The following is a 25123-nucleotide window of genomic DNA, read 5'->3' as shown; positions in this document are numbered from 1 at the left end:
GCGAACAGTCGCGTTATGGGTGTTTGGATCCCGGCGCGAGAGCGCCGGCGATTCCGTCAAGGACGGTCGCCAGGACCCCGCCCATCGCGGGGGAGCCCCAGGTTTTCCCGTCGGCTGTCGTTTGCAGTTTCATGGTCGCGGAGATCCGCTTTTCCGCCGGTGCGGCATCGAGAGCGGTGGCCTCCTGGATCAACTGGTCCACCGTAATGCTGCTGTCGTTCGGGAAGTCGAGCGGCAGGATTACCTTCGCGGCGTCAGGGACGAGACATTCATAGGTGACCGTTGCCGACGCTCCGAGATGGGGTTCGGCATAGGGCGTCACCGTGCCCCCGGTGGTGTGGCATGCCGAGCGACGGACCGCTGAAGCAACCGCATGGGCAAACGTAGCGACAGCCTGCTCTTTCCGGGCGTGATCGGGCTCATCATCCGAACTGAAATGCCTCAGCAGATTGTGCGTCAGTGCTTTAGTGAGACTGTCGCCGACATAGGGAGCGTCGGAGAAATCGAGCGGCTGACCGTTGGAATCCTTCCAATAGATGCTCAGCGGGCGCACGCTCGCTTCATCGCCTTTCACGACGACGGCGATAATCATGTCGGCGGCCTGCGCCGCGGAGATAGCCGTCTGATCGCTATCGATCGCCGCATTGACCCCGCTGATCAGTAATGCCAGGGCGACCCCGACGATACCGGAACGAACCATAGCCATTGCAACTCCATGTCAATCAGGATCACTCGATCCATGCTGCAAACCGTGCCCGAAAGGTGCGGTCGCCCAACTCATGCGGCAGGGTAACACCAATGGTTTGGGAGGCATCGCCGACCCGATCAGCAGCGTAAAGCGATGTACGATTCTGCGCGAAAACGGTCGCTCGGACTCAAAGCCTTTGCCCGGCTTGGACAAAACTGCACGCGCTTCTGCCGGCGCCGGGAAGCAAAACATCGTTCACGGGCGGGATTGTTCGGGGTGCCGCCGAACCTGCCCGCATCGAGGTGACATCGCATGAAGGTCGTGGATCACGCTCCCCCCGTCTGGTTCCTGCTCGAAGAAGGCGACATCTTGTATTTCGATGCCGCTTGCGACCACGGCGCATTCGGCTACTCGTGGCTTATCGAACTCAACGAAGACGAGCGTCGCCGCTTCAAGGAGCAGGGGCGGCTCTTCCTGAATTGGTTGGCGCAGGACATCCACAACAGTGTGCCTATCGTCGAGCGGAGCTTGTCTCCGTACAAGGAGCGCAACCGCGATCGGGAGCTCGGCGAGAAGGTCATGGAAGCAGTGAAGGCTTGGCGCAGCAGGGGAACGTCAAGCCATTGAGGGTGCGGGATGTCGATCAATACCGCAGCCTACGGCCTTCTTTCAGACCGTAGGCCACTTGATCGAGTCGTGCAGGGCGAGCCAATCCTCGCATGTCAAGACCTTCTCCGACTATCCCGCGCGTTACCCGAACCCATCACTCCACCGTCACCGATTTCGCCAGATTCCTCGGCTTGTCGATATCCGCGCCACGCAAACAAGCTGCGTGATACGCGAGCAACTGCAACGGCACCACATGCAGGATCGGCGACAACAGCCCGTAGTAATCCGGCATCCGCAGCACCGACACGCCTTCGCTATTGTCGATCCGCGTATCGGCATCGGCGAACACATAAAGCTGCCCGCCGCGCGCACGCACTTCCTGCATGTTCGACTTCAGCTTCTCAAGCAACGAATCGTTCGGTGCGATCGTCGCGACCGGCATCGTGTGGGTCACGAGCGCCAGCGGTCCGTGCTTGAGCTCGCCCGCGGGATACGCTTCCGCGTGGATATACGAAATCTCCTTCAGCTTCAGCGCACCTTCGAGCGCGATCGGGTAGTGCAGCCCGCGCCCGAGAAACAGCGCATTCTCGTGCTGCGCGAATTCCGCCGCCCAGCGTTCGATTTGCGGCTCCAGTGAGAGCACGTCGTCGAGCGCACCGGGCAGCCGCCGCAACTGCGTCGTGTAGCGCGCGAGTTGCGCATCGTCGACATAACCGCGCAGCCGTCCGAGCGTGACGGCAAGAATGAACAGCGCGACGAGTTGCGTCGTGAACGCCTTGGTCGACGCGACGCCGATTTCCGGGCCGGCCCGCGTCAGGAACCGCAGGCCGGTCTGCCGCATCATCGCGCTGGTCGGCACGTTGCAGATCGCCAGCGTGTCGATGTGACCGAGCGCTTGCGCGTACTTGAGCGCGGCGAGCGTGTCGGCGGTCTCGCCGGATTGCGACACGCTGACCACCAGCGTATTCGGCAGCGCGAGCGCGTCGCTGTAACGGTACTCGCTCGCGATCTCGACCTGCGCGGGCACGCGTGCGATCGTTTCGAGCCAGCGGCGGGCGGTCAGGCCGGAGTAGTGACTCGTACCGCACGCGAGTATCAGCACGTTGTCGATCTGTTCGAACGCCCGCGCCGCATCGGGTCCGAATATGGCCGGGTCGAACAGCCCCGCATCGGGAATGGTCGCGGCCACGGCTTGCGGCTGTTCGAAAATCTCCTTCTGCATGAAGTGCCGGTACGGTCCGAGTTCTACGACACCTTGCGCGGAGGACACGGTCTGTATCGCACGCTCGACCGGCGCACCGCTGCGATCGAGCACCCGCACGCCGCCCACCGTCAGCTCGACGATGTCGCCTTCCTCGAGGAAGATGAAGCGGTCGGTGATACCGGCGAGCGCGAGCGCATCGGACGCGAGGAAGCATTCGCCATCCTTCACGCCGACCACGAGCGGCGAGCCGGCCCGCGCGCCGATCAGCCGCTGCGGCTCGTGTTTGCTGAATACCGCGATCGCGTAGGCGCCGTGAAGCTGCGACGTCGCATCGCGCACGGCGGAGAGCAGGTCGCCTCGGTACTTGCTGTGGATCAGGTGGGCGACGACTTCGGTGTCGGTCTGGCCGTCGAATTCGTAGTGCTCGTCGGAAAGTTGCTTGCGCAACGTTTCGTGGTTCTCGATGATGCCGTTGTGCACGAGCGCGATTTCGTCGCGCGAAAAGATCGGATGTGCGTTGCAGGTTGCCGGTGCGCCATGCGTCGCCCAGCGAGTGTGCGCGATGCCGGTGCTGCCGGTCAGGCCGGTGCTGCGCACGTGTGCGTCGAGATCGGCGACGCGCGACACGCTGCGCTCGCGTCGCGCCTGGCCGTCAACCACCGTCGCCACCCCGCACGAATCGTAGCCGCGATACTCGAGGCGGCGCAAACCTTCAATCAGAATCGGGACGATATCCCGTTGCGCGACCGCGCCGACGATGCCACACATGACCCGTCTCCTTCCCTGTTGATCGTCATGGACCGCGTGCGCCGTTGCGTCAGCGCGATGCGGTTGCCGTTGCCGTTGTTGCCGCCGTCGTGAATCCGCATCGAGCGGGCGCGACGGGATCGGTCATCCGGCTTTCGAATGCCAGATAAAGCGATTCCTCCAGTACGTTCCAGTGCGTGCCGTGGCGATATGGACCGGATCGCGCGTGCCAGCAGGCAACCGTGTTCCAGTCGTTCATCTTGAACGCGATCAGCGCGATCAAGCCCCACGGGTAATCGGTGCCGGCCAGTTGCAGCCAGGTCTTGCCGTATTTCCGCATCCATTGCGCATAGATCGTCTCGTTCGATTGTTCGGGTACCTGAATGCCGGACAGGAGCGGGAAAATCTGCGCGACTTTCGCCGGATAAAAGCTCGTGTCGCTGATGTGCTGCGTGCTGGCGCGGAAGCCGGATTGCGCGCCGCGCCAGAACACCTTCAGGATCGCCGATGCGAGCCGGTCGGCACGCTGGCTCCACGGGCCCGCATGCGCGTAGTCGGCGCGCCGGACGTAGTACGCCGCAAGCGCCTGGAATGCGCTGTGTACCTCGACGTTGTCCATCAGCAGCGCGACGTGCTGCGACGACGAGATCTGATAGACGCCGGCAAGCTTGTCGAGCAGCGTGTCCAGATGCTTGCCCGCGCGGTTCAGGCTGAGTTCCCATGCGGCGGGCAAGCCATTGGGGGGCGCGAAGCGGACGAGCAGTTCGATCCAGGTCGCCATCATCGCGTCATCGGCGTCGGCTTCGGCGCATGCGCGGTACCGGCCGTTCTTCACACAGAAGCAATCGAAGCTGCCATCCGGACGCTGGCGCGGCAACAACCATGCGATCCACGCGAGCGCGGCCTGATGCGCGTCGAGTTGGGCGTCGGCGGCGGCGAGCAGCGCCTTTGCCGCGAAATACGGATCGATGCCGGCGCCGTTCAGGCGCACGGTGATCGCCCCGTCGGGGCGTTGGTACAAGTCGTTGAGCTGGAGCTCCGCAGCGCTCGCGTGCAGCGCGAAGCCGCACGTGACGGTACAACAGGCGACGCGCCACAGGCGGCGCAGCCGGGGGCGGCCGCCGCGCATGCGCGTGCGGCCGGGAAAAGCGCGGGCCGGTTCATGATCGGGGGCTCCTGCGCGGTGGTCCTTCGCAATCGTCGCCGGATGCGGCGTTGGCCGCGTCGCGTCCGGCGAGCGTGTCGACTGTATGGCTCAGTGCACCTGGATGCGGGTGGACTTGAGGCTGGTGCCGTTACGCGCGACCGCAAGCCGGTTCGTCGCATGAGCGGTGAACGCGGCCCGCGGATCGCGCGGATGTCGACGGGAAGCGGCGGCGCGTTCGTCACGCTGCAGCGGCTGGCTTTCGTCCCAGGCGGACGGATCGCGTCGCCTCCCGGCTTCGTTGCTTGGGCGCCCCGTCTGTCTGCTGACGTGCGAGTGCGTCGGGACACGCCTCTTTGGCATTAAGCAAGGCGTGAGCCATCGGCCGCGATGCCCCGTGCGGCAAGGGCCGGGGAGCGGGCCGAGCATGCGTGCCGGGCGGTGGCGGCATGTTTTGATTCATCGGCGAATCAGCCGGTTCGCAAGCGGCCCGATCGCGTGCGGCCGGCGCCACGGCCGGCACGCGTCATGCGGCGAGCGATTCGTCTGCCGAACACGTGCCGCCTTGCGGGACGAGGCTCGGGGTGGTTGGCGCATCGTGCGAAAGTGGTTGCGTGCGCATCGTTATTGGAACCGGGACGGTTCCGGTGATCGCATACGACGAATGAACGGGACTCCGATACAACGACCTCGTTCGGGATCTGCGTTACACATTCGCAACATTTCCGGACCCGTCGATTCATGTGACGCAATCACCGTGGCGTGTCGGGGAAACCCTTCGTGTGAGACTCCGGCCGGACGTCGATCGAGTGCCGCGTACTGCACAGACAAAAGTTGCGAATCGAGACGACGCAAAGCGCCATCTGAAGATGGGCGAGTCGCGCTCCGCAATCGGCGCTGGACATGATTGCGCCATTCATCGGACGACGCGGTCGGACGGATCGCGCACATGACCGGATGTTTGTCCGTATCGCGCTTGCGAGGCGGTGCGATGCCCGTAGCAGTTGTGAAACATTCCGAAACGTCCGCACGTGAGCCGCGTGCGCTGCGCGAATCGAGCCCGGCCGCAGGGCGGGTGGTTTGAATATTGCTGTAGTGGAGGTGACGTGACGAACAAGCGTGACGCTCGACACTACGAGGAACGACTCATGACTTGACTGATCAGTGCAACGGGACGCTGGTGGTAAGACGATTCGCGTGGCGTAGACCGCGCGGACAGGACGGCGCGCTCGCCCCGCGACACATCTACGTGTGGATCGCGCGCGAGTACGGGAGGCGCCGCCTGACTACATGCTTTGCGCCGTGTAAGGGGCCGTTCGGTGCAAGGAGGCTAAACGAGGATAACGATGAAGAAGATCTTGCTTGTGTTCGGGACGCGGCCCGAGGCCATCAAGATGGCGCCGCTGGTGCGCGCGCTGAAGGCGCACCCGGATGTCGACGCCAGGGTGTGCGTGACCGCGCAGCATCGGGAAATGCTCGACCAGGTGCTGACGCTGTTCGACATCAAGCCCGACTACGATCTCGACCTGATGCGGCAAGGTCAGACGCTGACCGACGTGACGACCGGCATTCTTCGGGAGATCGGCGTGGTCTTCGACGAATTGTGCCCGGACGTCGTACTGGTGCACGGCGATACGACGACCACGCTCGCGGTCAGTCTCGCGGCGTTCTACCGTTACCTGCCGGTCGGGCACGTGGAGGCCGGGTTGCGCAGCGGCGATATCTGGTCGCCGTGGCCGGAGGAACTGAATCGCCGCGTGACCGATGCGGTGTCGTCGTGGCATTTCGCGCCGACCGGGAAGGCGCGCGACAACCTGCTCAGCGAGGGTGTTCCGGGGGGCGCGGTCGTGCTGACAGGCAATACCGTGATCGATGCGTTGCACGAGGTCAAGCGCATGCTGGATCACACCTCCGCGCTCACGGAAAAGGTGGCCGCGAATTTCCCGTTTCTCGATCCGTCGCGCCGCGCCGTGTTGATCACCGGCCATCGCCGCGAGAGCTTCGGCGAGCCGTTCCGGCATTTCTGCGAGGCGCTGTGCGCGCTCGCGAACCGCTATCGCGATGCGCAGTTCGTCTATCCGCTGCACATGAATCCGAACGTGCGCGAGCCGGCGCGCGCAATGCTCGGCGCGGTGCCGAACATTTACCTGATCGAGCCTCAGGAGTATCTGTCGTTCGTATTCCTGATGTCGCGCGCGCATTTCATCATCACCGATTCCGGCGGTATCCAGGAAGAAGGGCCGGCGCTCGGCAAACCGGTGCTCGTCACGCGCGACACGACCGAGCGACCCGAAGCGATTCAGGCCGGCACCGCGCGGCTCGTCGGCACCGATCGGGAGCGGATCGTCCGGGAGGCGTCGCGGCTGTTCGACAGCGACAGCGCATACGAGGAGATGGCGCATGCGAGCAATCCGTACGGCGACGGCCATGCCAGCGAGCGGATCGTTCACGCGCTGATGCGTACGTCGGGGTGACCGCGAAGACGACGAGCTTCTCGATGGGCGCCGCGGAGATGCCGTACAACGCGCTGACGCTGGGGCTGCAGGCGTTGAGGTCGCGGTGAGCGCGATGACGCCGTAGCGGCCGCGCCGTTCGGTGCGGTTTTGCGAGGATCCGGTCCGGCCGGGAGGCCGGCCGGACATTTGCGCGTGTGCGATCCCGTCGCGCGGGCAAGTTTCGCGCGTGATCGCGTCATGCGTGGTCGCGCGCAACATCGTCGCGCGCCGGCGCGAATTCCCGCTCCATTCAAAAGTGCGTTCGCCGAATGCCGGTTTCCCGGCCGCATGTCGCGCGATGTTTCGCCGGTGAATGCCCGTTTCGCATCTTCCCGCTGGGTGTCCGATCCTGGCGAGCCGTGAACGCGTGTTATGCGATCGACAGGCAGCCCCGGCGCCTGCAATCGACACCGAAGCTGATCCGGCCGGCCTTCCTGCCCCGATTACCCGAAAGCGCCTGAACCGGGCCAATCAGACGACGAATCCGAAATGGTTCGATAATGCGATCGGCGATCCATGCGGGCGAGCGGTTGACCGGAATGTCGTGGAGCGGGTGCACGGAAACCGGACGACAGCATCGTGTGCAGCATCTGCCCGATCGTGTCTGCAGGCGACACGGTCCACGAAACGGCGCCACGCCTGCCTGGTTGTCCGGAATGCGCGTCGCGCCGTTCGAATCCCCACTCGATGCCTGTCTGCGCGGGCGTCGCAACCAGGAGGTGAACGATGATCACGCTGACCGTCAACGGTAGCGAGCAGCACTTCGACGGCAATCCCGACATGCCGTTGCTCTGGTATCTGCGCGATGTCCTTGGCCACACCGGCACCAAGTTCGGTTGCGGCATGGCGCTGTGCGGCGCGTGCACCGTGCATCTCGACGGCGTTGCGATCCGGTCGTGCATCACGCCGGTCGCGGCCGCTTCCGGCAAGCGCGTGACGACGATCGAAGGATTGTCGACGGACCTGACCCATCCGCTGCAGCAGGCATGGCAGGAGCTGAACGTCGCGCAGTGCGGCTACTGCCAGTCCGGGCAGATCATGCAGGCCGCGTCGCTGCTGAAGACGAATCCCCATCCAACCGACACCGACATCGACGATGCGATGTCCGGCAACATCTGCCGCTGCGGCACCTACACGCGCATTCGCGCGGCGATCCGGCTGGCGGTGCGCCGCGGAGGTGCCGCATGAGCGCGCCCGAACTCTCCGTCCACAACGAAAGCCGCCGCGCGTTGCTGCTCGGCTTCGCATCCGGCGGGCTGCTGCTTGCATTCGGCGTGCCGTCGCTCGCGCGCGCGGCGGTGCCGGTGCAGCCGCCGGTCAGCGCGAATCCGCAGTACGGCGGCGCGGGGATGCCGCACGGGTTGCGCGACGATCCGCACCTGTTCGTGGCGATCGCACCGGACGGCACCGTCACCGTGACCTGCATCCGCTCGGAGATGGGGCAGGGCGTGCGCACCAGCGTCGCGCTTGTGGTCGCCGACGAACTGGGCGCGGACTGGGCGCGCGTGAAGGTCGCACAGGCCGTCGGCGACGAGCCGCGCTACGGCAACCAGAACACCGACGGGTCGCGCAGCCTGCGGCAGAGCTTCGCCGCGCTGCGCCGCGCGGGTGCGGCCGCGCGCACGATGCTCGAGCAGGCTGCCGCCACGGCGTGGGGCGTCGACGCGGGTCAGGTCAAGGCGACGGTGCACGAGGTCGTCGATACGAAGAGCGGGCGCAAGCTCGGCTTCGGCGAGCTCGCGGCGAAAGCGGCCGCATTGCCAGTGCCGGACCCGGCAACCGTGGCGCTGAAAGCGCCGGCGGAATTCCGCTATATCGGCAAGGGCGAAACGGCGCTGATCGACGGACGCGACATCGTCGGCGGCCGCGCGCACTACGGGATCGACACGCGGCTCGACGGCATGCTGTACGCGGTCGTCGCGCGCCCGCCCGTCTACGGCGACACGGTGGCGTCGTTCGACGCGTCGGCGGCGGAGAAGCTGCCGGGCGTCGTCAAGGTCGTGCAGCTTGCGTCGACGCCGCTGCCGTCCGGCTTCCAGCCGCTCGGCGGTGTGGCTGTCGTCGCGCGCGATACGTGGACGGCCATCCAGGCGCGCGCGCAGTTGAAGATCGACTGGAAACACGGGCCGAACGCGAACTACGATTCGGCCGCGTATCGCAAGACGCTCGAAGCGGCCGCCGCGCAGCCGGGCGACGTGATCCGCAACGACGGCGACGCGGCCGCGGCGCTCGCCGGCGCGGCGAAGCGCGTGCGTGCGATGTACTACATTCCGCACCTCGCGCACGCGACGATGGAGCCGCCCGCGGCCGTCGCGCGCGTGGCCGACGGCCGCTGCGAAGTGTGGACCTGCACGCAGGCGCCGCAGACCACGCGCGATGAGATCGCGAAGGCGCTCGGATTGCCGGCGGAGCGCGTGACGGTCAACGTGACGCTGCTCGGCGGCGGCTTCGGCCGCAAGTCGAAGCCCGACTACGTGGTGGAAGCGGCGCTGCTGTCGAAGGCGGTCGGCGCGCCCGTCAAGCTGACGTTCACGCGCGAGGACGACATCGCACACGACTATTTCCACGCGGTGTCGCTCGAAGCGTTCGAAGGCGGGATCGATGCGTCGGGCAAAGTCATCGCGTGGCAGCATCGCACGGTCGCGCCGTCGATCCAGTCGACGTTCAAGGCGGGCATCGTGCACGAGCAGCCGGGCGAGCTCGCGCAAGGAATCGCGGATCTGCCGTTCGCGATCCCGAACGTGCGGATCGAGAATCCGGCCGCGGAAGCGCACACGCGGATCGGCTGGTTCCGCTCGGTCTACAACATCCCGCACGCGTTCGGCATCCAGAGCTTCGTGTCGGAGCTGGCGCACGCGGCCGGCCGCGACCCGAAGGATTTCCTGCTCGACCTGATCGGGCCCGCTCGGCGTTTCGAGCCGCATATCACGGTGAAGAACGTGAATTACGGCGAAGATCCGGCGCTGTATCCGGTCGATACCGGGCGCTTGCGGCGCGTGGTCGAGACGGTTGCGCGCGAAGCCGGCTGGGGACGCAAGCTGCCGAAGGGGCACGGGCTCGGGATTGCGGCGCATCGCAGTTTCGTGTCGTATACGGCAGCCGTGTGCGAGGTGCAGGTCGGCGCGGACGGCAGGATCACGGTGCCGCGCGTCGACATCGCGATCGACTGCGGGCCGCAGGTCAACCCGGAGCGCGTGCGCTCGCAGCTGGAGGGCGCGGTGGTGATGGGGCTCGGCATCGCGCTGCACGGCGAAATCACGTTCAAGGACGGCCATCCGGAACAGAGCAACTTCAATGGCTTCCAGGTGCTGAGAATGAACGAGGCGCCGCGTGAAATCCGCGTGCATCTCGTCGCACCGGACGACTATACGACGCCGCTCGGCGGAGTCGGCGAGCCGGGCCTGCCGCCCGTCGCGCCGGCGCTGACCAATGCAATCTTCGCGGCGACGGGCACGCGCATCCGCAGCCTGCCGGTCGCCGATCAGCTCGCGAAGCCGCAGGCGGGTTGACGCAGCAGTTCGCGCCGGGCCGCATCGTGCGGCCCGGCGTGCATGAACCCTTGAACGAGGAGTGTCGACGTGGCCTTTTCCGATGTCAGCCTGAAGCAGTCGGTTTCCCCCGCCGAATGGGATGCGCGAGTCAACCTGGCGGCGGCCTATCGCCTCACCGCGCTGTTCGGCTGGGACGATCTCGTGTTCACCCATATTTCCGCGCGCGTGCCCGGCCCGGAGCACCATTTCCTGATCAACCCGTACGGGATGATGTTCGACGAGATCACGGCGTCGTCGCTGGTCAAGGTCGATCTCGACGGGCGCAAGGTGTCCGATTCGCCGTACGAGATCAATCCGGCCGGCTTCACGATTCACAGCGCGGTGCATGCGGCCCGCGACGATGCGCTGTGCGTGATGCATACGCATTCGATCAACGGCGTCGCCGTATCGGCGCAGGAAGCCGGCCTGCTGCCGCTGTCGCAGCAGTCGCTCGGCGTGCTGGCGTCGCTCGGGTATCACGACTACGAGGGCATTGCGCTCAACGAGGGCGAGAAAGCCCGCCTCGTGCGCGACCTGGGCGGCAACACGAACCTGATGCTGCGCAATCACGGCCTGCTGACCGTCGGCGCCACGCCGGCCGACGCGTTCGTCGCGATGTACTTCTTCGAAGCGGCGTGCATGATCCAGGTCCGCGCGCAGGCCGGCGGCTCGGCGTTGTTGCCGATCGCGCAGCCGATTCTCGACGGCATCAAGCAGCAGATCGCCGCGGTGACGCGAGGAATGGGCGCCGGCGCGCTCGTCTGGCCCGGATTGCTGCGCCGGCTCGATCGGCGTAATCCCGGGTACGCCGACTAGCGCGTCCGTCGTTGTCGTTTGCGAACGACCGTGCTAAATTCCTGCCAGCATTTTCGATCACGGATTCCTTCATTCGGCTGACAAGGCCGGCACCCGGGAGGCAGCACGATGAGCCTGTTGATGTCGCGACGCGATCTCGCGTTCCTGATGTACGAATGGCTCGATGCCGAAGCGCTCGCCACGCTGCCGCACTATGCGGACCACAGCCGCGAGACGTTCGAGGCCGTGCTCGATACCAGCGAGCGCATGGCGGCCGAGCTGTTCGCGCCGCATGCGGCGCGCGGCGATCGCGAGGAACCGCATTTCGACGGCGAGCGCGTGACGCTGATCCCGGAAGTCGAACCGGCCGTGCGGGCTTTCGCGGATGCCGGGCTGATCGCGGCCGGGCACGACGAGGCGCTCGGCGGCATGCGCTTGCCGAAACTCGTCGAAGCCGCGTCGTTCCTGTTCTTCCAGGCCGCGAACATCGCGACGGCCGCTTATCCGTTCCTGAGCGTCGCGAACGCGAACCTGCTGATCGCGCACGGTAGCCCCGCGCAGATCGACGCATTCGCGCGCCCGGAGCTGGAAGGGCGCTTCTTCGGCACGATGTGCCTGTCCGAGCCGCAAGCCGGTTCGTCGCTGTCCGACATCGTGACGCGCGCGGATTTCGAGGGCGATTCGCCGCTCGGCCCGCGCTACCGGCTGACCGGCAACAAGATGTGGATCTCCGGCGGCGAGCACGAGCTGGCGGAGAACATCGTGCACCTCGTGCTCGCGAAGATTCCCGACGAACACGGCCGGCTGCTACCCGGCACGCGCGGCATCTCGCTGTTCATCGTGCCCAAGTACCTGCCGGGAACCGATGGCGGCGCACCCGGCGAACACAACGACGTCGTGCTCGCCGGGCTGAACCACAAGATGGGCTATCGCGGCACGACGAACTGCCTGCTGAATTTCGGCGAAGGCACGCGTTACCGCCCCGAGGGGCGCGCCGGCGCGATCGGCTATCTGGTCGGCCAGCCGAACCACGGCCTGGCGTACATGTTCCACATGATGAACGAGGCGCGTATCGGGGTTGGGGCGGGCGCGGTGGCGCTCGGCTACACGGGTTATCTGCATGCGCTCGACTACGCGCGCAACCGGCCGCAGGGGCGTCCGCTCGGGCCGGCCGGCAAGGATGCGGCCGCGCCGCAGGCGCCGATCGTCGCGCATCCGGACGTGCGGCGGATGCTGCTCGCGCAGAAAGCGTATGTCGAAGGCGGCCTCGCGCTGATCCTGTACTGCGCGAAGCTGGTCGACGAAGGGCGCGCGCATGCGGACGCCGACGTACGCGCCAACGCCGCGCGCCTGCTCGACATCCTGACGCCGATCGCGAAAAGCTGGCCGTCGCAGTGGTGTCTCGCGGCGAACGATCTCGCGATCCAGGTGCACGGCGGCTACGGCTACACGCGCGATTACGCGGTCGAGCGGCTCTATCGCGACAATCGCCTGAATCCGATTCACGAAGGCACGCACGGCATCCAGGCGCTCGACCTGCTGGGCCGCAAGGTCGTGCAGGACGACGGCGCGTCGCTGCGCGCGCTCGACGCACGGATCGGCGCGACCGTCGAACGCGCGCGGGCGCTGGATGCCGGCCTGCACGAGCAGGCCGATGCGCTTGCCCGGCGCTGGGCGCGGCTGCGCGACGTCACGCAACAGTTGGGCGCGCTCGGCGATCCGCAGCAGCGGCTCGCGAATGCGAGCGTGTATCTGGAAGCGTTCGGCCATCTCGTCGTTGCTTGGCTGTGGCTCGACGTGACGCTTGCCGCGCATGGGCACAGTGACGATTTCCACGACGGCAAGCGTGCGGCGGCCCGTTTCTTTTTCAACTGGGAATTGCCGAAGGTGGACGCGCAGCTCGATCTGCTGTCGAGCGTCGACACGACGACGCTCGACATGCGCGACGCGTGGTTCTGAACGTTGCCGCGAGTCCATTCCGGAATGCTGACGATAGGGCGGGTGCCTCTACTGGCGGCCGCCGCTTCTTCGTCGTGAACCTGCCTTGCGGGCGCACCCCGCAGGCTGCATCGATGCGCGGCCGCGCCGTGCAAGGAGAGAGAACCGCATGAAAGCCCTGTTGTGTACCGCATTCGGCCCGATCGACAGCTTGCGCATCGAGGACGTCGCGATTCCCGAGCCGGCCGCGGGCCAGGTCCGGGTCCAGGTGAAGGCCGCGTCGCTCAATTTCCCCGACGCGCTGATCGTCCAGGGCCTGTATCAGGTGAAGCCGGCGCTGCCGTTCTCGCCGGGCGCGGAGTTCGCCGGCGTGATCGATGCGGTCGGCGAAGGCGTGACCGCGTGGCGGCCCGGCGATTCCGTGGTCGCGTTCACCGGCCACGGCGGGTTCGCGCAACAGTGCGTGGCCGATGCACACCAGATCGCCGCGCTGCCGCCCGGCATGACGTTCGAGCAGGGCGCGGCGCTCGTGCTCGCTTACGGCACGTCGCTGCACGCATTGCAGCAGCGCGCGCGTCTGCAATCGGGCGAGACGCTGCTCGTGCTGGGTGCGGCGGGCGGTGTCGGGCTTGCCGCGATCGAGATCGCGAAGGCGCTCGGCGCGCGTGTGATCGCGGCGGCGTCGAGTGCGGACAAACTCGCGCTGTGCCGCGACGCCGGCGCCGACGAGACGATCGACTATGCGGCCGAAGACCTGCGCCGCCGCGTGGACGAGCTGACCGGCGGGCGCGGCGCCGACGTCGTCTACGATCCGGTGGGCGGCGCCTACACCGAGGCGGCGCTGCGCGCGACCGCGTGGCGCGGCCGGTTCCTCGTGGTCGGTTTCGCCGCGGGCGAGATCCCGAAGATCGCGCTGAACCTCGCGCTGCTCAAGGAGCGCGACATTCTCGGCGTGTTCTGGGGCGATGCGGTGCGCCGCGACCCCGCGCAGCATAGGGCAAACATGCAGCAGCTCGCCGAATGGTTCGCAGCCGGCAAGGTGCGGCCCGCGATCACCGAGCACGTGCCGCTCGCCGGCGCGGCCGACGCGATTGCGCGGATGGCGAACCGGCAGGTGAAGGGCAAGGTGGTGATCCTGCCGGACGCATGATCCGGACCTGACGCGCGGCGGCCGGTGCAGGCCGCGCACTGCGCGCGTCGTGCCGGCAACCGTCACGCGATCCGGTTCAATTCCTCGAAACCCGCGACGAGCGCATCGAGCAGATGGCGCACCGCCGGCACCATGCCGCGACGCGTCGGGAAGATCGCGTGGACGAGCCCCGGCGGCGTCGACAACGCGGGCAGCAGGCGAATCAGCTGCCCGGCCTGAAGATCGGCGCTCACCAGTTCGCGCGGCAATTCGGCCACGCCGATGCCGCCGATCGCCGCGATCCGCAGGCTCGCCAGATCGTCGGTGGCCAGGCGCGGCCGATGGGCGAACGACGTCGCGCGCCCGTCGGCGTCCGTCAGGTTCCACACGAACCGGTCGCCGCCGCCGGCCATTGACACCGTCGGCCAGTCCTTCAGGCTGTCGATCGACTCAGGCGCCGGATAACGTGCGGCCAGCGCCGGGCTGGCGACGAGAATCCGCACCGATACCCCCAACTGCCGAACCGCGAGATCGGTGTTCTCCAGCGGCGGAACGCGGACCCGGATCGCGAAATCCAGGCCTTCCTCGACCACGTCCACGCGCCGGTTGGTCGCATCGAGCAGCACCTGAACCTGCGGATTGTTCTCGATGTAGCGCGCGACGATTGCGGCGACGCCCGAGCCCAGCAACCCGACCGGGCAGCTGATGCGCACGGTGCCCTGCGGCTGCGTGCGCGTTCGATCCACGATGTCCTTCGCGGCCCTCGATTCCGCGACCAGCGCGACGCAATGCTGATGGAACTGCCGCCCGGTTTCCGTCAGCGACAGGCTCCGGCTCGTGCGATTGAGCAGGCGCACGCCGAGCTCCTCCTCGAGCGCGCGAATGCGCCGGCTGAGCTTCGAAGTCTGCGCGCCGAGGCTGCGCGCGGCGGCCGTGAAGCTGCCGTGTTCGACCACTTCCGCGAAGAGCCGCAAATCGTTCAGGTCGGTGATGGGGTACATGGCGACGGCTCCGTTCGACGAGATCGTTCTACTGGCGGCAATGATACGTTGCGATTCAGGAGATATGCGAGCGATCTTTGCGAAATTAGCATTCATCCAAGGTTCGGCGCTTCGCAGATTCCGGTGCGGCGCCGCCAGGTAACCGCCCGTCGTCAGGGCAGCAGGAAAAAGGATGCGGACATGCTCACTCATCGGCGTTGGGAATCACTGGATGCGGCGAATCACGGCTGGCTGCGCGCGAAATATCACTTCGCGGTCACGCCGGACGGCACGCCCGAGCATGCGCCGCTGGGCCCGCTGATCGTCTGGAACGACGACGAGATCGCTGTCGGCAGCGGGTTCCCGATGCACGGGCACCGCGACGTGGAAATCATCACGTACGTGCGGCAGGGCGTGCTCGGCCATCGCGACACTTTGGGTTCCGAAGGAACGATCGGCGCGGGCGACGTCCAGGTCATGAGCGCGGGAACGGGCATCCGTCATGCCGAGTTCAACCGGGGCGACGTGCCGCTGAAGGTCTATCAGATCTGGCTGGTGCCGCGCGCCGGCGGCGGGGCGCCCGCGTGGGATACGAAGCAGTTTCCGAAAGGCGACCGGTCCGGACGGTTCGTCGTGCTGGCGAGCGGTTTCGCCGGCGACGACGGCGCGCTGCCGATCCGTGCCGATGCGCGGGTGCTCGGCGCGACGCTGAAGACGGGCGAGCAGGTCCGGCACGTATTGGGCGCATCGCGCCGCGCGTATCTCGTCGCGGCTTCGGGGCGCATCGAAGTGAACGGAGAACGCGTGGGGCCGCTCGACGGCGTCGCGATCACGAACGAGGGTGCGGTGACCATCACCGCGCTCGAAGATTCTGAGCTGGTGATGGTGGACGCCGGCTGAGTGCCTTTATTTCCCAGTCCATCGAATCATTTCATTTCAGGAGTTCATCATGGATCGTTACAAGTATCTTCCGCTTCTCGGCCGCATTCTGATCGGCGCGCCGTTTCTGATGAGCGGGTTGAGCAAGCTGGCCGCGCACGCGACAACCGTCGGCTACATCGCATCGGTCGGCTTGCCGGCGCCGTCGCTCGCATTCGTGGTCGCGGTGCTGGTCGAAGCGGGTGGCGGCCTGCTGCTGATGTCGGGTTATCGGGCCCGTCCCGTGGCGCTGGCGATGGCGCTGTTCAGCCTGGTGACCGCGGTGTTCTTCCATCACAACTTCGCCGACCAGAACCAGATGATCCACTTCCTGAAGAACGTGATGATGGCCGGCGGCCTGCTGCAGATCGCGTACTTCGGCGCGGGTGCGTTCAGCCTCGATGCGCGGATCGGGCGCGCCGCGTTGCGTATCGCGCCGGCAGCGTGAGCCGAACGCCGATCAGTCCTTCGGCAAGCGCAGGGTGTCGAGCGCATCCTGCGAAAACTCGACCCAGAACCGTTCGTTCGCGATGCCGGCCTGCAGCACCAGGTGCTGCAGGCGCTTCGCGCGCGAATCGCATTCTTCCGAAAAATCGCGCGCCTCGATCTGCAGATACAGGTCGAGTTTCTCCTGATGGAGCGCGATGCGCCGCCTGATTTCATCCTCGAGGCCGGCAGGACCCAGCACCGCTTCCGCACGCAGGCGGACCATCAATGCTTCGCGCAGCGGCGTCGGATCTTCCTGTTCGGCGATCCAGCGCCGCAGCTCCTTCTTGCCGGCCGGCAGGATCCGGTACGCGCGCTTGCGGCCGCGCCCCGATTCGGCGGGCAGCGATTCGATCCAGCCCGTTTCTTCGAGACGCCCGAGCTCGCGATAGATCTGCTGATGCGTCGCCTGCCAGAAATAGCCGATCGAGCGATCGAAACGGTCGGCGAGTTCGGAGCCGGAGCCGGGGCGTTCGGCGAGAGCGGTGAGGAGCGCGTGAGGCAAGGACATGTCGGATCGGAAAAGGGCGCGAATGAACCGCATCTTGCCATATCGGGTCCAGGGGACAAGTGGGTAGCCTTGTTTGTGCAACATGTTGCATAAACGAAATCGGCGCGCTAGTATCTCTGCAACTTGTTGCATTAACCGGAGCCTGCCGATGTCCCGCTATCCGCATTTGACGACCCCGCTCGAACTTGGCTTCACGTCGCTCAGGAACCGCGTGTTGATGGGGTCGATGCACGTCGGTCTGGAGGAAGCACCGAACGGCTTCGAGCGGATGGCGGCGTTTTATGCGGAGCGCGCGCGAGGCGAGGCTGGCCTGATCGTCACGGGCGGCTTCGCGCCGAACGAACGTGGCCGTCCGGCGCTGGGCGGCGCGATGCTGACGACCGAAGCGGAGGCCGAGCGTCATCGTGTCGTGACGCGCGCGGTGCATGCGGAGGGCGGCAAGATCGCGTTGCAGATCCTGCATTTCGGGCGTTATGCCTATCACCCGGCGCTTGCCGCGCCGAGCGCGCTGAAAGCGCCGATCAACCCGTTCACGCCGCATGCGCTCAGTAGCGACGAGGTCGATGAGACGATTGCCGATTTCGTGCGATGCGCGGCGCTCGCGCAGCATGCGGGCTACGACGGCGTCGAAATCATGGGCTCCGAAGGCTACCTGATCAACGAGTTCATCGCCGCGCGCACGAACCATCGAGACGATGCGTGGGGCGGCGCATACGAGAGACGCATCCGCTTCGCGGTCGAGATCGTGCGGCGCGTGCGCGAGCGGGTCGGCGCGAATTTCATCGTCATCTACCGGCTGTCGATGCTCGATCTCGTCGAAGGCGGCTCGACGCTCGACGAGGTGATCCGGCTCGCGCAGGCGATCGAGGCGGCCGGCGCGACGATCCTCAATACCGGCATCGGCTGGCACGAGGCGCGCATTCCGACCATCGCGACCAAGGTGCCGCGGGCCGCGTATGCGTGGGTGACGCGGCAACTGATGGGCAAGGTCGGCATTCCGCTCGTCGCGACCAACCGGATCAATACGCCGGAAGTCGCCGAGCAGCTGCTCGCCGACGGCTATTGCGACATGGTGTCGATGGCGCGGCCGTTCCTCGCCGATGCCGAATTCGTCCGCAAGGCGCGGGAAGGGCGCGCGGACGAAATCAACACCTGCATCGGCTGCAATCAGGCGTGTCTCGACCACACGTTCAGCGGCAGGATCACGTCGTGTCTCGTGAATCCGCGCGCGTGCCATGAAACCGAACTCGTGATTCGTCCCGCGCAGCAGCGCAAACGGATCGCGGTGGTCGGCGCCGGCCCGGCAGGCCTCGGCTTTGCAGTCACGGCGGCCGAGCGCGGGCACGCGGTGACGCTGTATGAAGCCGCTGCCGAAATCGGCGGCCAGTTCAACATCGCGAAGAAGGTGCCCGGCAAGGAAGAGTTCAACGAAACGCTGCGCTATTTCCGCCGGCAGATCGAACTGCGCGGCGTGACGCTTCATCTCGATACGCGTGCGACTGCCGAGATGCTGTTGGAAGGCGAGTTCGACGAAGTGGTGCTCGCGACGGGCATCGTGCCGCGCACGCCGCCGATCGACGGCGTCGATCATGCGAAGACGCTCGGCTATCTCGACGTGCTGCGCGACGACAAGGCCGTGGGCCGCAGCGTCGCGATCGTCGGCGCCGGCGGAATCGGCTTCGACGTCGCGGAATTCCTCATCCATCGCGGCGAAGGCACGAGCCGCGATGCGGACCGGTTCTTCGCCGAATGGGGCGTCGACCAGTCGTATGCGAACGCCGGCGGCTTGAGCGACGCGCAGCCCGAGGCGGCAGCACGACAGGTGCATCTGCTGCAGCGCAAGGCGTCGAAGGTCGGCGACGGGCTCGGCAAGACCACCGGATGGATTCACCGCACGGGGCTGAAGGCGCGCGGCGTCGGGATGTCGTCGGCGGTCACTTACCGGCGCATCGACGATGAAGGCTTCCACGTGACGATCGACGGTGTCGAACAGACGCTGCCGGTGGACAACGTGGTGATCTGCGCCGGGCAGGAGCCGTTGCGCGAACTGGCCGTGCAATTGCAGGCCGCGGGCTGCAAGGTTCACCTGATCGGCGGTGCGTACGAAGCGTCGGAACTCGATGCGAAGCGCGCGATTCATCAGGGCACGACGCTGGCCGCCACGCTTTGATGTTGCTTCGTTCCTTTCACATCCGACGAAACAGGAGTCTGCGATGACGAATTTACCGATGCATGTTCATCCCGCTGTCGCGAAATCGCTCGACACATGGCATGCGCTGATTGAACGCAAGGACCTCGGCGCGCTGGACGCGATCGTCCATCCGGATGCGGTATTCCGCTCGCCGATGGCGTTCAAGCCGTACGGACCGGCGCCCGCGCTGTTGATGGCGCTGCGCACGGTGATCACGATTCTCGAGGACTTCACCTATCACCGCCAGTTCGTCGCCGACGACGGCAAGAACGTGGTGCTGGAGTTCAGCGCGAGCGTCGGCGACAAGGCGTTGAAGGGGATCGACATGATCCGCTTCGACGACGACGGGCGGATCGTCGAATTCGAAGTGATGATCCGTCCGTTCAATGCGCTGCAGGCGCTCGGCGCGGAGATGGGCGCACGGCTCGGGCAGCAGCTTCCGGCGTTCAAGGTCAACGGCTGAACGCGGGGCCGTTGTCTGTCGTGCGGTAATTGCAGTCCGGCCGGTGTTTCGTGCGGCTGGTCGTCACGGACGGATGCGTGAACGCACTGCCTGCCGCAGGGCGATCAATACACGTGCGGCGCCCGCATCGTCACACGCCATCCGCGCGCGCCAGCCGCTCGACGAACCAGTCGCAGACGAACGCGGTTCGCTCCGACGCGTGGTTGTAGATCGTGTGCTCGCCATCCGGCCACACTTTTAGCGTCGCGTCGCCGGACGTTGCCGCATCGAGAAACGGCTGCTGATCGTCGAGCCGGATCAGCGGGTCCTCGCCGCCGTGCAGCACCAGCAACGGACACGCGATGCGGTCGCGCTCGGATGAAAAGCTCATCCGAACGAAGTTCGCGGTGACTGCATCCGGATCGTCGTTGCCGAGCATCGCTGCAGCCTGTTCGACGAACGTGCGGAACGGCAGCAGCGTCGGGGCCGACAGCGCGCCGTTCACGCAGCAGGCCGCGATGCGCCGGTCGGCCGCGGCGGTCGAAGCCGCCCACAACCCGCCGATGCTATTCCCCCAGATACCGATCGGCCCGGGCGAGCGGTCGGCGACATGATCGACGAAGCGCCGGTACGCGGCGCTCATGTCGACGTCGACGAAGATCCGCTGTTCGAGACGCGTCTCGCCCTGGCCCGGCCCTTCGGCGAGCAGCGTGGCGAGGCCGCGCGCCGCGAGCGCGCGCGCGATCGGCCAATACGCGAAGCCCCAGCCGCTCTGGCCGCCAAACACGATCACGGTGCCGCGTACACGCTCAGCCGCCGGCTTGACGAGCCAGCCGATCAGGCGCGCGTCGCCGAACGGCACTTCGACGCGTTCGATCCGTTTGTCGGACCAGCGTGCGAGATCGTGCGACGCTTCGACGAGCCGCGCATACAGCGCACGCTTGCGCGGTACGTCGTGGTTGAACGCCATCTGCGCGAACAGCAGATTTGCGATCGCCATCGCCTGAGCGTCGGCGGCCGTGACGAGGTGGCCGGTGTCCGCCGCTTGCGTGGCGCGCGCGAGCTGCGCATCGGCCAGCGCTTCGGCCGCGACATCCCAAGGTTCGCCCGCCGACGTGCGCGCATGCAGCGCCATCGCGTCCGCATAGTCCATCCCGCAATCGAGCAAGCGCGTGACGGGCATCGCGCGTTGCAGCGACAGCGCGAAGGGTGACAGTTCGGTCGTCATGCGTGTGTCTCCTTCACGATGCGTGTACGCCGGCCGCCGCGGTCGCGGACGGCTCGGTGGACAGCGCCGACCAGTGCAGCTTGTCGCGCAGATCGTCGACGAGCGCGCCGAGGTCGCGCAGGTCGGCCACCGAGCCGAACACGATGAAGTCGGGGCGCCTGATATACGCGCCGATCCCGTGCGCGTTCATGAATGCATGTTGTTCGCCGTCGAGATCGATCACGGCATCCGGTGTGCTCACGTCGTCGGACAGCACGGCCACGTGACAGCCGAGCTGCGCGAGGAACGCGCGCTGCGTCGCGTCGAGATAGCGGGAAGGGTGCTCGCGCGCGATCAGCTGGAAACCCTGGCCGACCACGTCGTCGAGGCGGCCCTCGGCTGCGCCGCGGCGTGCACGTCCTTGCGGCGCCGGCGCGCCCGTCGTCGGCAGCAGCGTGCCGTCGGTTTCGTCGTGCACGATGCCATGGCCGATCTTCGGGAACGGCGGCATCGGCGGCATGTTGCCGGAGCGGAATGCCGCGTCGCGCTCGGCGACCTTGCGCGGATCATCTTCGTTGACGACCTGCCCGAGAAACAGCGACATCTGCGTGATCGCGCTCACGTGCGGGCGGCGTTCGGTTTCGTAGGTATCGAGCAGGTCGTCCGACGCGCGCCCGGTCAGCACCAGGTCGAGCTTCCACGCGAGGTTGATGCCGTCGCGCATGCCGGAGCACGCGCCTTGTCCCATGTACGGCATCATCGTGTGCGCCGCATCGCCCGCGAGCAGCACGCGGCCGGTGCGCCAGCGCTCGGCCATGCGCGTCTCGAACGTATAGACCACATGGCGCAGCAGCTTCAGGTCGTCCGGGCCGTAGCCGTAGTGGTCCTTCAGCCATTGCCAGCCGGCTTCTTCCGTTTCCCATTCGGCCGTCGATTCATCCGGCAGCACGCGCAGTTCGAAACGCGTGCGCTTCGTTCCGATCGGCATGTGCATGTATGCGCGCGCCGGGTCGCAGAAGATCGTCGTGCGCGCGCAGCCGTCGCCGAGATCGCGCTTGTTTTCCGAATCGAGATTGAGCCAGCGCTCGTTGTAGCCGAAATCGGTGCGCTCGATGCCGAGCGTGCGGCGCACGAAGCTGTTCGCGCCGTCCGCACCGATCACGTAGCGGGCGCGAATGGTGCGCGGCTGGCCGGTCCATTGCGCGTCCTGGCCGCCGCGCCACGGATGTGCGGTCAGTGTCGCGCCGTTGGCGTCCTGCTGCAGCGTTTCGACCTCCCAGCCGCGCAGGATCGTGACGTTCCTGAAAGTGCTTGCGCGCGCATCGATCGCATCCTCGATGTCGGGCTGGTAGATCGAGATATGCGCGGGATAGCCGCACGCGCGGCCCGTCCAGTTCAGTTCGAGCAGCAGGTCGCCGTTCGCGTCGCAGTAATGGTAGGTGTCGACGGCCTTCGCGCTGCGCAGCGCCTGATCGACGTCGGCGCTGGCCTGCACGATGCGTGCGGTTTCGCCGTCGATGTGCGTGAGGCGCGGCAGCCCGTAAGGCGTCGGCCAGCGTTCGAGGACGATCACGCGGTGGCCGGCGCGGCCCAGCATCGATGCGGCGACGAGGCCGGTCGGGCCGTAGCCGACGATCGCGACATCACACTGTTCGACGGTGCCGTCACAGTTCGCGCTCGGTTCGGTATTCATTCGGGTTGTCTCCATGATGGGTTCGTTTATTGGTCTGTGGTGCATCGTTCGGGCAGCGCAACCGCGTGAGAGGTCAGCCCGCGCTCGAGCGGGGCAGGCTGCCGTCGAATGCATCCTGTAGCAGCGCGCGCAAGCCGTCGCGTTCGATCGGGCGCGGATTCCGGTACGGATTGGCCACTGCGAGATCGGCCGCGCGATCGAGGTCGGCTTCCTGCATGCCGATCGCCTTCAGCGAGACCGGTGCGCCGTTGTCGAGCGCCAGTGCGTAGAGGCCGCGCGCCGCGTCGTTCGTGCCGATCGCGCGGGCGATCCGCTGCATCGCATCCGGCGCGTGCGCCGCGTTGTACGCGAGTGCATGCGGCAGCACGATCGTATGGGTTTGCGCGTGCGGCAGATTGAAGCTGCCGCCGAGCGTGTGACAGAGCTTGTGATGCAGCGCCATGCCGACGTTGCCGAGCACCATGCCGCACAGCCACGCGCCATAGAGCGCGTCGCCGCGCGAGGCGATATCGGCCGCGTTTCTCCGCACGCCGGGCAGGCCGCGCGCCAGCGCGCGAATGCCTTCTTCGGCGACGAGGCTCATGACCGGATTCGCGTCGTGCGCGTAGAGACCTTCCGCCGCGTGTGCGATCGCGTTGATGCCGCTCGTCACGGACAGTTCGACCGGCAGCGTGACGGTGAGCTCGGGGTCGTAGATCACCGTTTTCGGCAGAACGCGCGCGTCGCTGCCCGTGCGCTTGACGCCGCCTTCGGTCAAGCCGTAGATCGGCGTCATTTCGCTGCCGGCGTACGTGGTCGGGATCGCGAGGATCGGCAGGCTGCTTTCGAGCGCAATTGCCTTGCCGAGGCCGATCGTCGATCCGCCGCCGATCGCGATCGCGCAATCCGCGTCGCACGACCGCGCATACGCCCGCGCGTCGCGTGCGATTTCGATCGGCACGTGCATCGTCGCGCGGTCGTACAGGCCGGCCGCGCGCGCGCCGAGCCGCTCGACTATGCGTTGCGCGAGGTCACGCTGCTCCGGCGTGCAGAGCACGATCGCGCGCTGTGCGCCCAGCGCCAGCACTTCGCGTTCGAGATGCTGCAGGCTGCCCGCACCGAAGATCACGCGTGCGGGACGCGCCTGGTAGATGAATTCCATGTCGTCGTCACTCCGTTGCATAGTCGACCTGATGGCGCGCGATGCGCAGGCCCGCCAGCGCGTCGCGCACGCGTTCGTGTTCCGGATGCGTCGCATAACCGTCGAGCGCCGCGCGCGATTCGAATTCGGCGACGAGGATCAGGTCGCACGCGTAATCGACCGCGCTGAAATCCTCCCCGACCTCGAGATGCGTCATGCCCGGAATCCGGCCGCGCAGGCTTTCGAAGGCGGTTTTCACGCTGGCGCGCGCCGTTTCGCGCTCGCGTTCGGTCGCACCGGCGACGTTCCACATCACGACGTGCCGGATCATGCGGCACGCTCCGCGCGATTCAGCACGAAGTCGTAATCGAGCGTGTAGAACGGCGTATCCATGCGCGATCCGTCGGGCGCCACGCCGGGTGCGTGCCGCACCCAGTCGGCGACCAGCGTCGAACGCACACCGAATACCGCGTCGGAGTCGAGATAACGATCGCCGTCGCGGAACACGTGCGTGATCAGCGTTTCGTAGCCGCGCGCCTCGATCATGAAATGCAGGTGCGCGGGGCGCCACGGGTGACGGCCGAGCGCATCGAGCATCGCGCCGACGGGGCCGTCGTGTGGAATCGGGTACGGCTCGGCGAGGATCGAACGGAATGCGTAGCGGCCGTCGGCGCCGGTGCGCAGCCGGCCGCGCGCGCGATGCGTGACCGAGCCGTCGTCGGCCGGTTGCTGCACGTCGTAATGCCCGTCCTCGTCGGCCTGCCAGACTTCCAGCGACGCGTGCGCGACCGGCGTGCCGTCGATCCCGCGCACATGGCCCGACACGAAGCACGGCTCGCCGCATGCGCCGTTCGCGATGTCGTCGAACAGTCCGAACTCGGGGCTGCCTTCGACGTAGAACGGACCGAATACGGTCGCCTCCGTGCAGCCGGCCGGCTTCGCGTGGTTCTGCGCGGTGACGAGCGTCGACAGCCCGAGCACGTCGGACAGCAGGATGAATTCCTGGCGCTTGTCGTCGGTGATGTGGCCGACCGCAGTCAGGAAGCCGATCGCGGCCTGCCATTCCGCTTCGGTGAGCTTCGTTTCCCGTGCGAACGAATGCAGGTGCTGGACGAGGCTGGTCATCACCGTGCGCAGCCGCTCGTCGCGACAGCCGCCCAGCGATGCGATCACGGCCTGCGTGATGGTGTCTTCGTTGAGATTGCGCATTGGGGTTGTCTCCTGATGTCGTTCGAAGGCGCGTTGACGTAACATTAATTCTTCCTTTGATCGTAAAAAAGATGGTTTGGAGGAGTT

19 protein-coding genes and 2 pseudogenes are annotated in these 25123 nt (G+C 66.6%); 11 read left to right on the top strand and 10 right to left on the bottom strand.

All coding sequences use genetic code 11. The features are described 5' to 3' along the window. Positions 1-13 precede the first annotated feature (13 nt). On the bottom strand, positions 14-706 hold the full coding sequence (locus BBJ41_RS05485) for a hypothetical protein (RefSeq protein ID WP_069745656.1): 693 nt from the start codon (positions 704-706) through the stop codon (positions 14-16). 294 nt (positions 707-1000) lie between these two features. Here BBJ41_RS05485 and BBJ41_RS05480 point away from each other — a divergent pair, with 294 nt between their 5' ends. Further along, positions 1001-1315, top strand: coding sequence for a hypothetical protein (locus BBJ41_RS05480; RefSeq protein WP_069745655.1), 315 nt, complete (start codon positions 1001-1003; stop codon positions 1313-1315). Between the two features lie 136 nt (positions 1316-1451). On the opposite strand, the gene glmS is transcribed toward BBJ41_RS05480, so the two are convergent. Together glmS and BBJ41_RS05470 are read right to left on the bottom strand one after the other, a co-directional pair. Next, complete coding sequence (gene glmS / locus BBJ41_RS05475) at positions 1452-3269, bottom strand: glutamine--fructose-6-phosphate transaminase (isomerizing) (protein ID WP_069745654.1); 1818 nt, start codon at positions 3267-3269, stop codon at positions 1452-1454. Between the two features lie 49 nt (positions 3270-3318). Beyond that, positions 3319-4412 (bottom strand): annotated as a pseudogene (locus BBJ41_RS05470) (hypothetical protein). Between the two features lie 1326 nt (positions 4413-5738). Between BBJ41_RS05470 and wecB the strand changes: the two are divergent. The 6 genes and pseudogenes from wecB to BBJ41_RS05440 all read left to right on the top strand — a co-directional run bounded on the left by wecB (position 5739) and on the right by BBJ41_RS05440 (position 14300). Further along, a pseudogene (wecB, locus tag BBJ41_RS05465) lies at positions 5739-6955 on the top strand (non-hydrolyzing UDP-N-acetylglucosamine 2-epimerase). Positions 6956-7613: 658 nt separating this feature from the next. Next, positions 7614-8075 carry a (2Fe-2S)-binding protein gene (locus BBJ41_RS05460; protein ID WP_069745652.1) on the top strand — a complete coding sequence of 154 codons (462 nt, stop codon included), beginning with the start codon at positions 7614-7616 and terminating at the stop codon, positions 8073-8075. Then, a complete protein-coding gene (locus tag BBJ41_RS05455; RefSeq protein WP_069745651.1) occupies positions 8072-10396 on the top strand; it encodes a xanthine dehydrogenase family protein molybdopterin-binding subunit in 2325 nt (774 codons plus the stop codon). The genes BBJ41_RS05460 and BBJ41_RS05455 overlap by 4 nt, the downstream gene beginning before the upstream one ends. A 69-nt stretch (positions 10397-10465) precedes the next feature. Continuing rightward, positions 10466-11233, top strand: coding sequence for a class II aldolase/adducin family protein (locus BBJ41_RS05450; protein WP_069745650.1), 768 nt, complete (start codon positions 10466-10468; stop codon positions 11231-11233). Positions 11234-11341: 108 nt separating this feature from the next. Next, a complete protein-coding gene (locus tag BBJ41_RS05445) occupies positions 11342-13171 on the top strand; it encodes an acyl-CoA dehydrogenase (RefSeq protein ID WP_069745649.1) in 1830 nt (609 codons plus the stop codon). A 148-nt stretch (positions 13172-13319) separates the two neighbouring features. Further along, entirely contained in the window at positions 13320-14300 is a 981-nt protein-coding gene (locus tag BBJ41_RS05440; RefSeq protein ID WP_069745648.1) for an NADPH:quinone oxidoreductase family protein, read from the top strand. A gap of 62 nt (positions 14301-14362) precedes the next feature. Here the strand turns inward: BBJ41_RS05440 and BBJ41_RS05435 are convergent, their stop codons facing one another. After that, positions 14363-15280 carry a LysR substrate-binding domain-containing protein gene (locus tag BBJ41_RS05435; protein ID WP_069745647.1) on the bottom strand — a complete coding sequence of 306 codons (918 nt, stop codon included), beginning with the start codon at positions 15278-15280 and terminating at the stop codon, positions 14363-14365. A 180-nt stretch (positions 15281-15460) separates the two neighbouring features. On the opposite strand from BBJ41_RS05435, the gene BBJ41_RS05430 reads away from it, so the two are divergent. Continuing rightward, entirely contained in the window at positions 15461-16159 is a 699-nt protein-coding gene (locus tag BBJ41_RS05430; protein ID WP_069745646.1) for a pirin family protein, read from the top strand. 49 nt (positions 16160-16208) lie between these two features. Then, the gene (locus tag BBJ41_RS05425) at positions 16209-16625 is read left to right on the top strand and encodes a DoxX family protein (RefSeq protein WP_069745645.1); all 417 of its coding nucleotides are present in this window, start codon (positions 16209-16211) and stop codon (positions 16623-16625) included. Between the two features lie 12 nt (positions 16626-16637). On the opposite strand, the gene BBJ41_RS05420 is transcribed toward BBJ41_RS05425, so the two are convergent. Beyond that, a complete protein-coding gene (locus BBJ41_RS05420) occupies positions 16638-17174 on the bottom strand; it encodes a PadR family transcriptional regulator (protein ID WP_069745644.1) in 537 nt (178 codons plus the stop codon). A 148-nt stretch (positions 17175-17322) separates the two neighbouring features. Here BBJ41_RS05420 and BBJ41_RS05415 point away from each other — a divergent pair, with 148 nt between their 5' ends. Both BBJ41_RS05415 and BBJ41_RS05410 read left to right on the top strand, forming a co-directional pair. Next, positions 17323-19344 carry an NADPH-dependent 2,4-dienoyl-CoA reductase gene (locus BBJ41_RS05415; RefSeq protein WP_069745643.1) on the top strand — a complete coding sequence of 674 codons (2022 nt, stop codon included), beginning with the start codon at positions 17323-17325 and terminating at the stop codon, positions 19342-19344. A 43-nt stretch (positions 19345-19387) separates the two neighbouring features. Next, positions 19388-19828, top strand: a complete 441-nt coding sequence (locus BBJ41_RS05410) for a nuclear transport factor 2 family protein (RefSeq protein ID WP_069745642.1) — start codon at positions 19388-19390, stop codon at positions 19826-19828. Between the two features lie 130 nt (positions 19829-19958). On the opposite strand, the gene BBJ41_RS05405 is transcribed toward BBJ41_RS05410, so the two are convergent. The 5 genes from BBJ41_RS05405 to BBJ41_RS05385 form a co-directional block, all read right to left on the bottom strand. Beyond that, on the bottom strand, positions 19959-21035 hold the full coding sequence (locus BBJ41_RS05405; RefSeq protein WP_069745641.1) for an alpha/beta hydrolase: 1077 nt from the start codon (positions 21033-21035) through the stop codon (positions 19959-19961). Between the two features lie 13 nt (positions 21036-21048). Next, positions 21049-22707, bottom strand: coding sequence for a bifunctional 3-(3-hydroxy-phenyl)propionate/3-hydroxycinnamic acid hydroxylase MhpA (gene mhpA / locus BBJ41_RS05400; RefSeq protein WP_069745640.1), 1659 nt, complete (start codon positions 22705-22707; stop codon positions 21049-21051). A gap of 73 nt (positions 22708-22780) precedes the next feature. Next, a complete protein-coding gene (locus BBJ41_RS05395; protein ID WP_069745639.1) occupies positions 22781-23848 on the bottom strand; it encodes a maleylacetate reductase in 1068 nt (355 codons plus the stop codon). Positions 23849-23855: 7 nt separating this feature from the next. Beyond that, positions 23856-24158 (bottom strand): Dabb family protein, encoded by a 303-nt coding sequence (locus BBJ41_RS05390; protein WP_069745638.1) that lies wholly within the window; start codon positions 24156-24158, stop codon positions 23856-23858. After that, complete coding sequence (locus BBJ41_RS05385) at positions 24155-25036, bottom strand: intradiol ring-cleavage dioxygenase (protein ID WP_069745637.1); 882 nt, start codon at positions 25034-25036, stop codon at positions 24155-24157. The genes BBJ41_RS05390 and BBJ41_RS05385 overlap by 4 nt, the downstream gene beginning before the upstream one ends. Positions 25037-25123: the final 87 nt, after the last annotated feature.

The sequence above is a fragment of the Burkholderia stabilis genome (assembly GCF_001742165.1).
GTDB classification, from domain to species: Bacteria; Pseudomonadota; Gammaproteobacteria; order Burkholderiales; family Burkholderiaceae; genus Burkholderia; species Burkholderia stabilis.
The sequence above is the reverse complement of the archived record's forward strand: the minus strand, read 5'-3'. Positions and strand labels throughout refer to the sequence as shown.

What these genes read in the sequence shown, in the direction of transcription:
- BBJ41_RS05485 (WP_069745656.1), bottom strand. Translation starts at nt 706, where the DNA reads ATGGCTATGGTTCGTTCCGGTATCGTCGGGGTCGCCCTGGCATTACTG.
- BBJ41_RS05480 (WP_069745655.1), top strand. Translation starts at nt 1,001, where the DNA reads ATGAAGGTCGTGGATCACGCTCCCCCCGTCTGGTTCCTGCTCGAAGAA.
- glmS (WP_069745654.1), bottom strand. Translation starts at nt 3,269, where the DNA reads ATGTGTGGCATCGTCGGCGCGGTCGCGCAACGGGATATCGTCCCGATT.
- BBJ41_RS05460 (WP_069745652.1), top strand. Translation starts at nt 7,614, where the DNA reads ATGATCACGCTGACCGTCAACGGTAGCGAGCAGCACTTCGACGGCAAT.
- BBJ41_RS05455 (WP_069745651.1), top strand. Translation starts at nt 8,072, where the DNA reads ATGAGCGCGCCCGAACTCTCCGTCCACAACGAAAGCCGCCGCGCGTTG.
- BBJ41_RS05445 (WP_069745649.1), top strand. Translation starts at nt 11,342, where the DNA reads ATGAGCCTGTTGATGTCGCGACGCGATCTCGCGTTCCTGATGTACGAA.
- BBJ41_RS05440 (WP_069745648.1), top strand. Translation starts at nt 13,320, where the DNA reads ATGAAAGCCCTGTTGTGTACCGCATTCGGCCCGATCGACAGCTTGCGC.
- BBJ41_RS05435 (WP_069745647.1), bottom strand. Translation starts at nt 15,280, where the DNA reads ATGTACCCCATCACCGACCTGAACGATTTGCGGCTCTTCGCGGAAGTG.
- BBJ41_RS05430 (WP_069745646.1), top strand. Translation starts at nt 15,461, where the DNA reads ATGCTCACTCATCGGCGTTGGGAATCACTGGATGCGGCGAATCACGGC.
- BBJ41_RS05425 (WP_069745645.1), top strand. Translation starts at nt 16,209, where the DNA reads ATGGATCGTTACAAGTATCTTCCGCTTCTCGGCCGCATTCTGATCGGC.
- BBJ41_RS05420 (WP_069745644.1), bottom strand. Translation starts at nt 17,174, where the DNA reads ATGTCCTTGCCTCACGCGCTCCTCACCGCTCTCGCCGAACGCCCCGGC.
- BBJ41_RS05415 (WP_069745643.1), top strand. Translation starts at nt 17,323, where the DNA reads ATGTCCCGCTATCCGCATTTGACGACCCCGCTCGAACTTGGCTTCACG.
- BBJ41_RS05410 (WP_069745642.1), top strand. Translation starts at nt 19,388, where the DNA reads ATGACGAATTTACCGATGCATGTTCATCCCGCTGTCGCGAAATCGCTC.
- BBJ41_RS05405 (WP_069745641.1), bottom strand. Translation starts at nt 21,035, where the DNA reads ATGACGACCGAACTGTCACCCTTCGCGCTGTCGCTGCAACGCGCGATG.
- mhpA (WP_069745640.1), bottom strand. Translation starts at nt 22,707, where the DNA reads ATGAATACCGAACCGAGCGCGAACTGTGACGGCACCGTCGAACAGTGT.
- BBJ41_RS05395 (WP_069745639.1), bottom strand. Translation starts at nt 23,848, where the DNA reads ATGGAATTCATCTACCAGGCGCGTCCCGCACGCGTGATCTTCGGTGCG.
- BBJ41_RS05390 (WP_069745638.1), bottom strand. Translation starts at nt 24,158, where the DNA reads ATGATCCGGCACGTCGTGATGTGGAACGTCGCCGGTGCGACCGAACGC.
- BBJ41_RS05385 (WP_069745637.1), bottom strand. Translation starts at nt 25,036, where the DNA reads ATGCGCAATCTCAACGAAGACACCATCACGCAGGCCGTGATCGCATCG.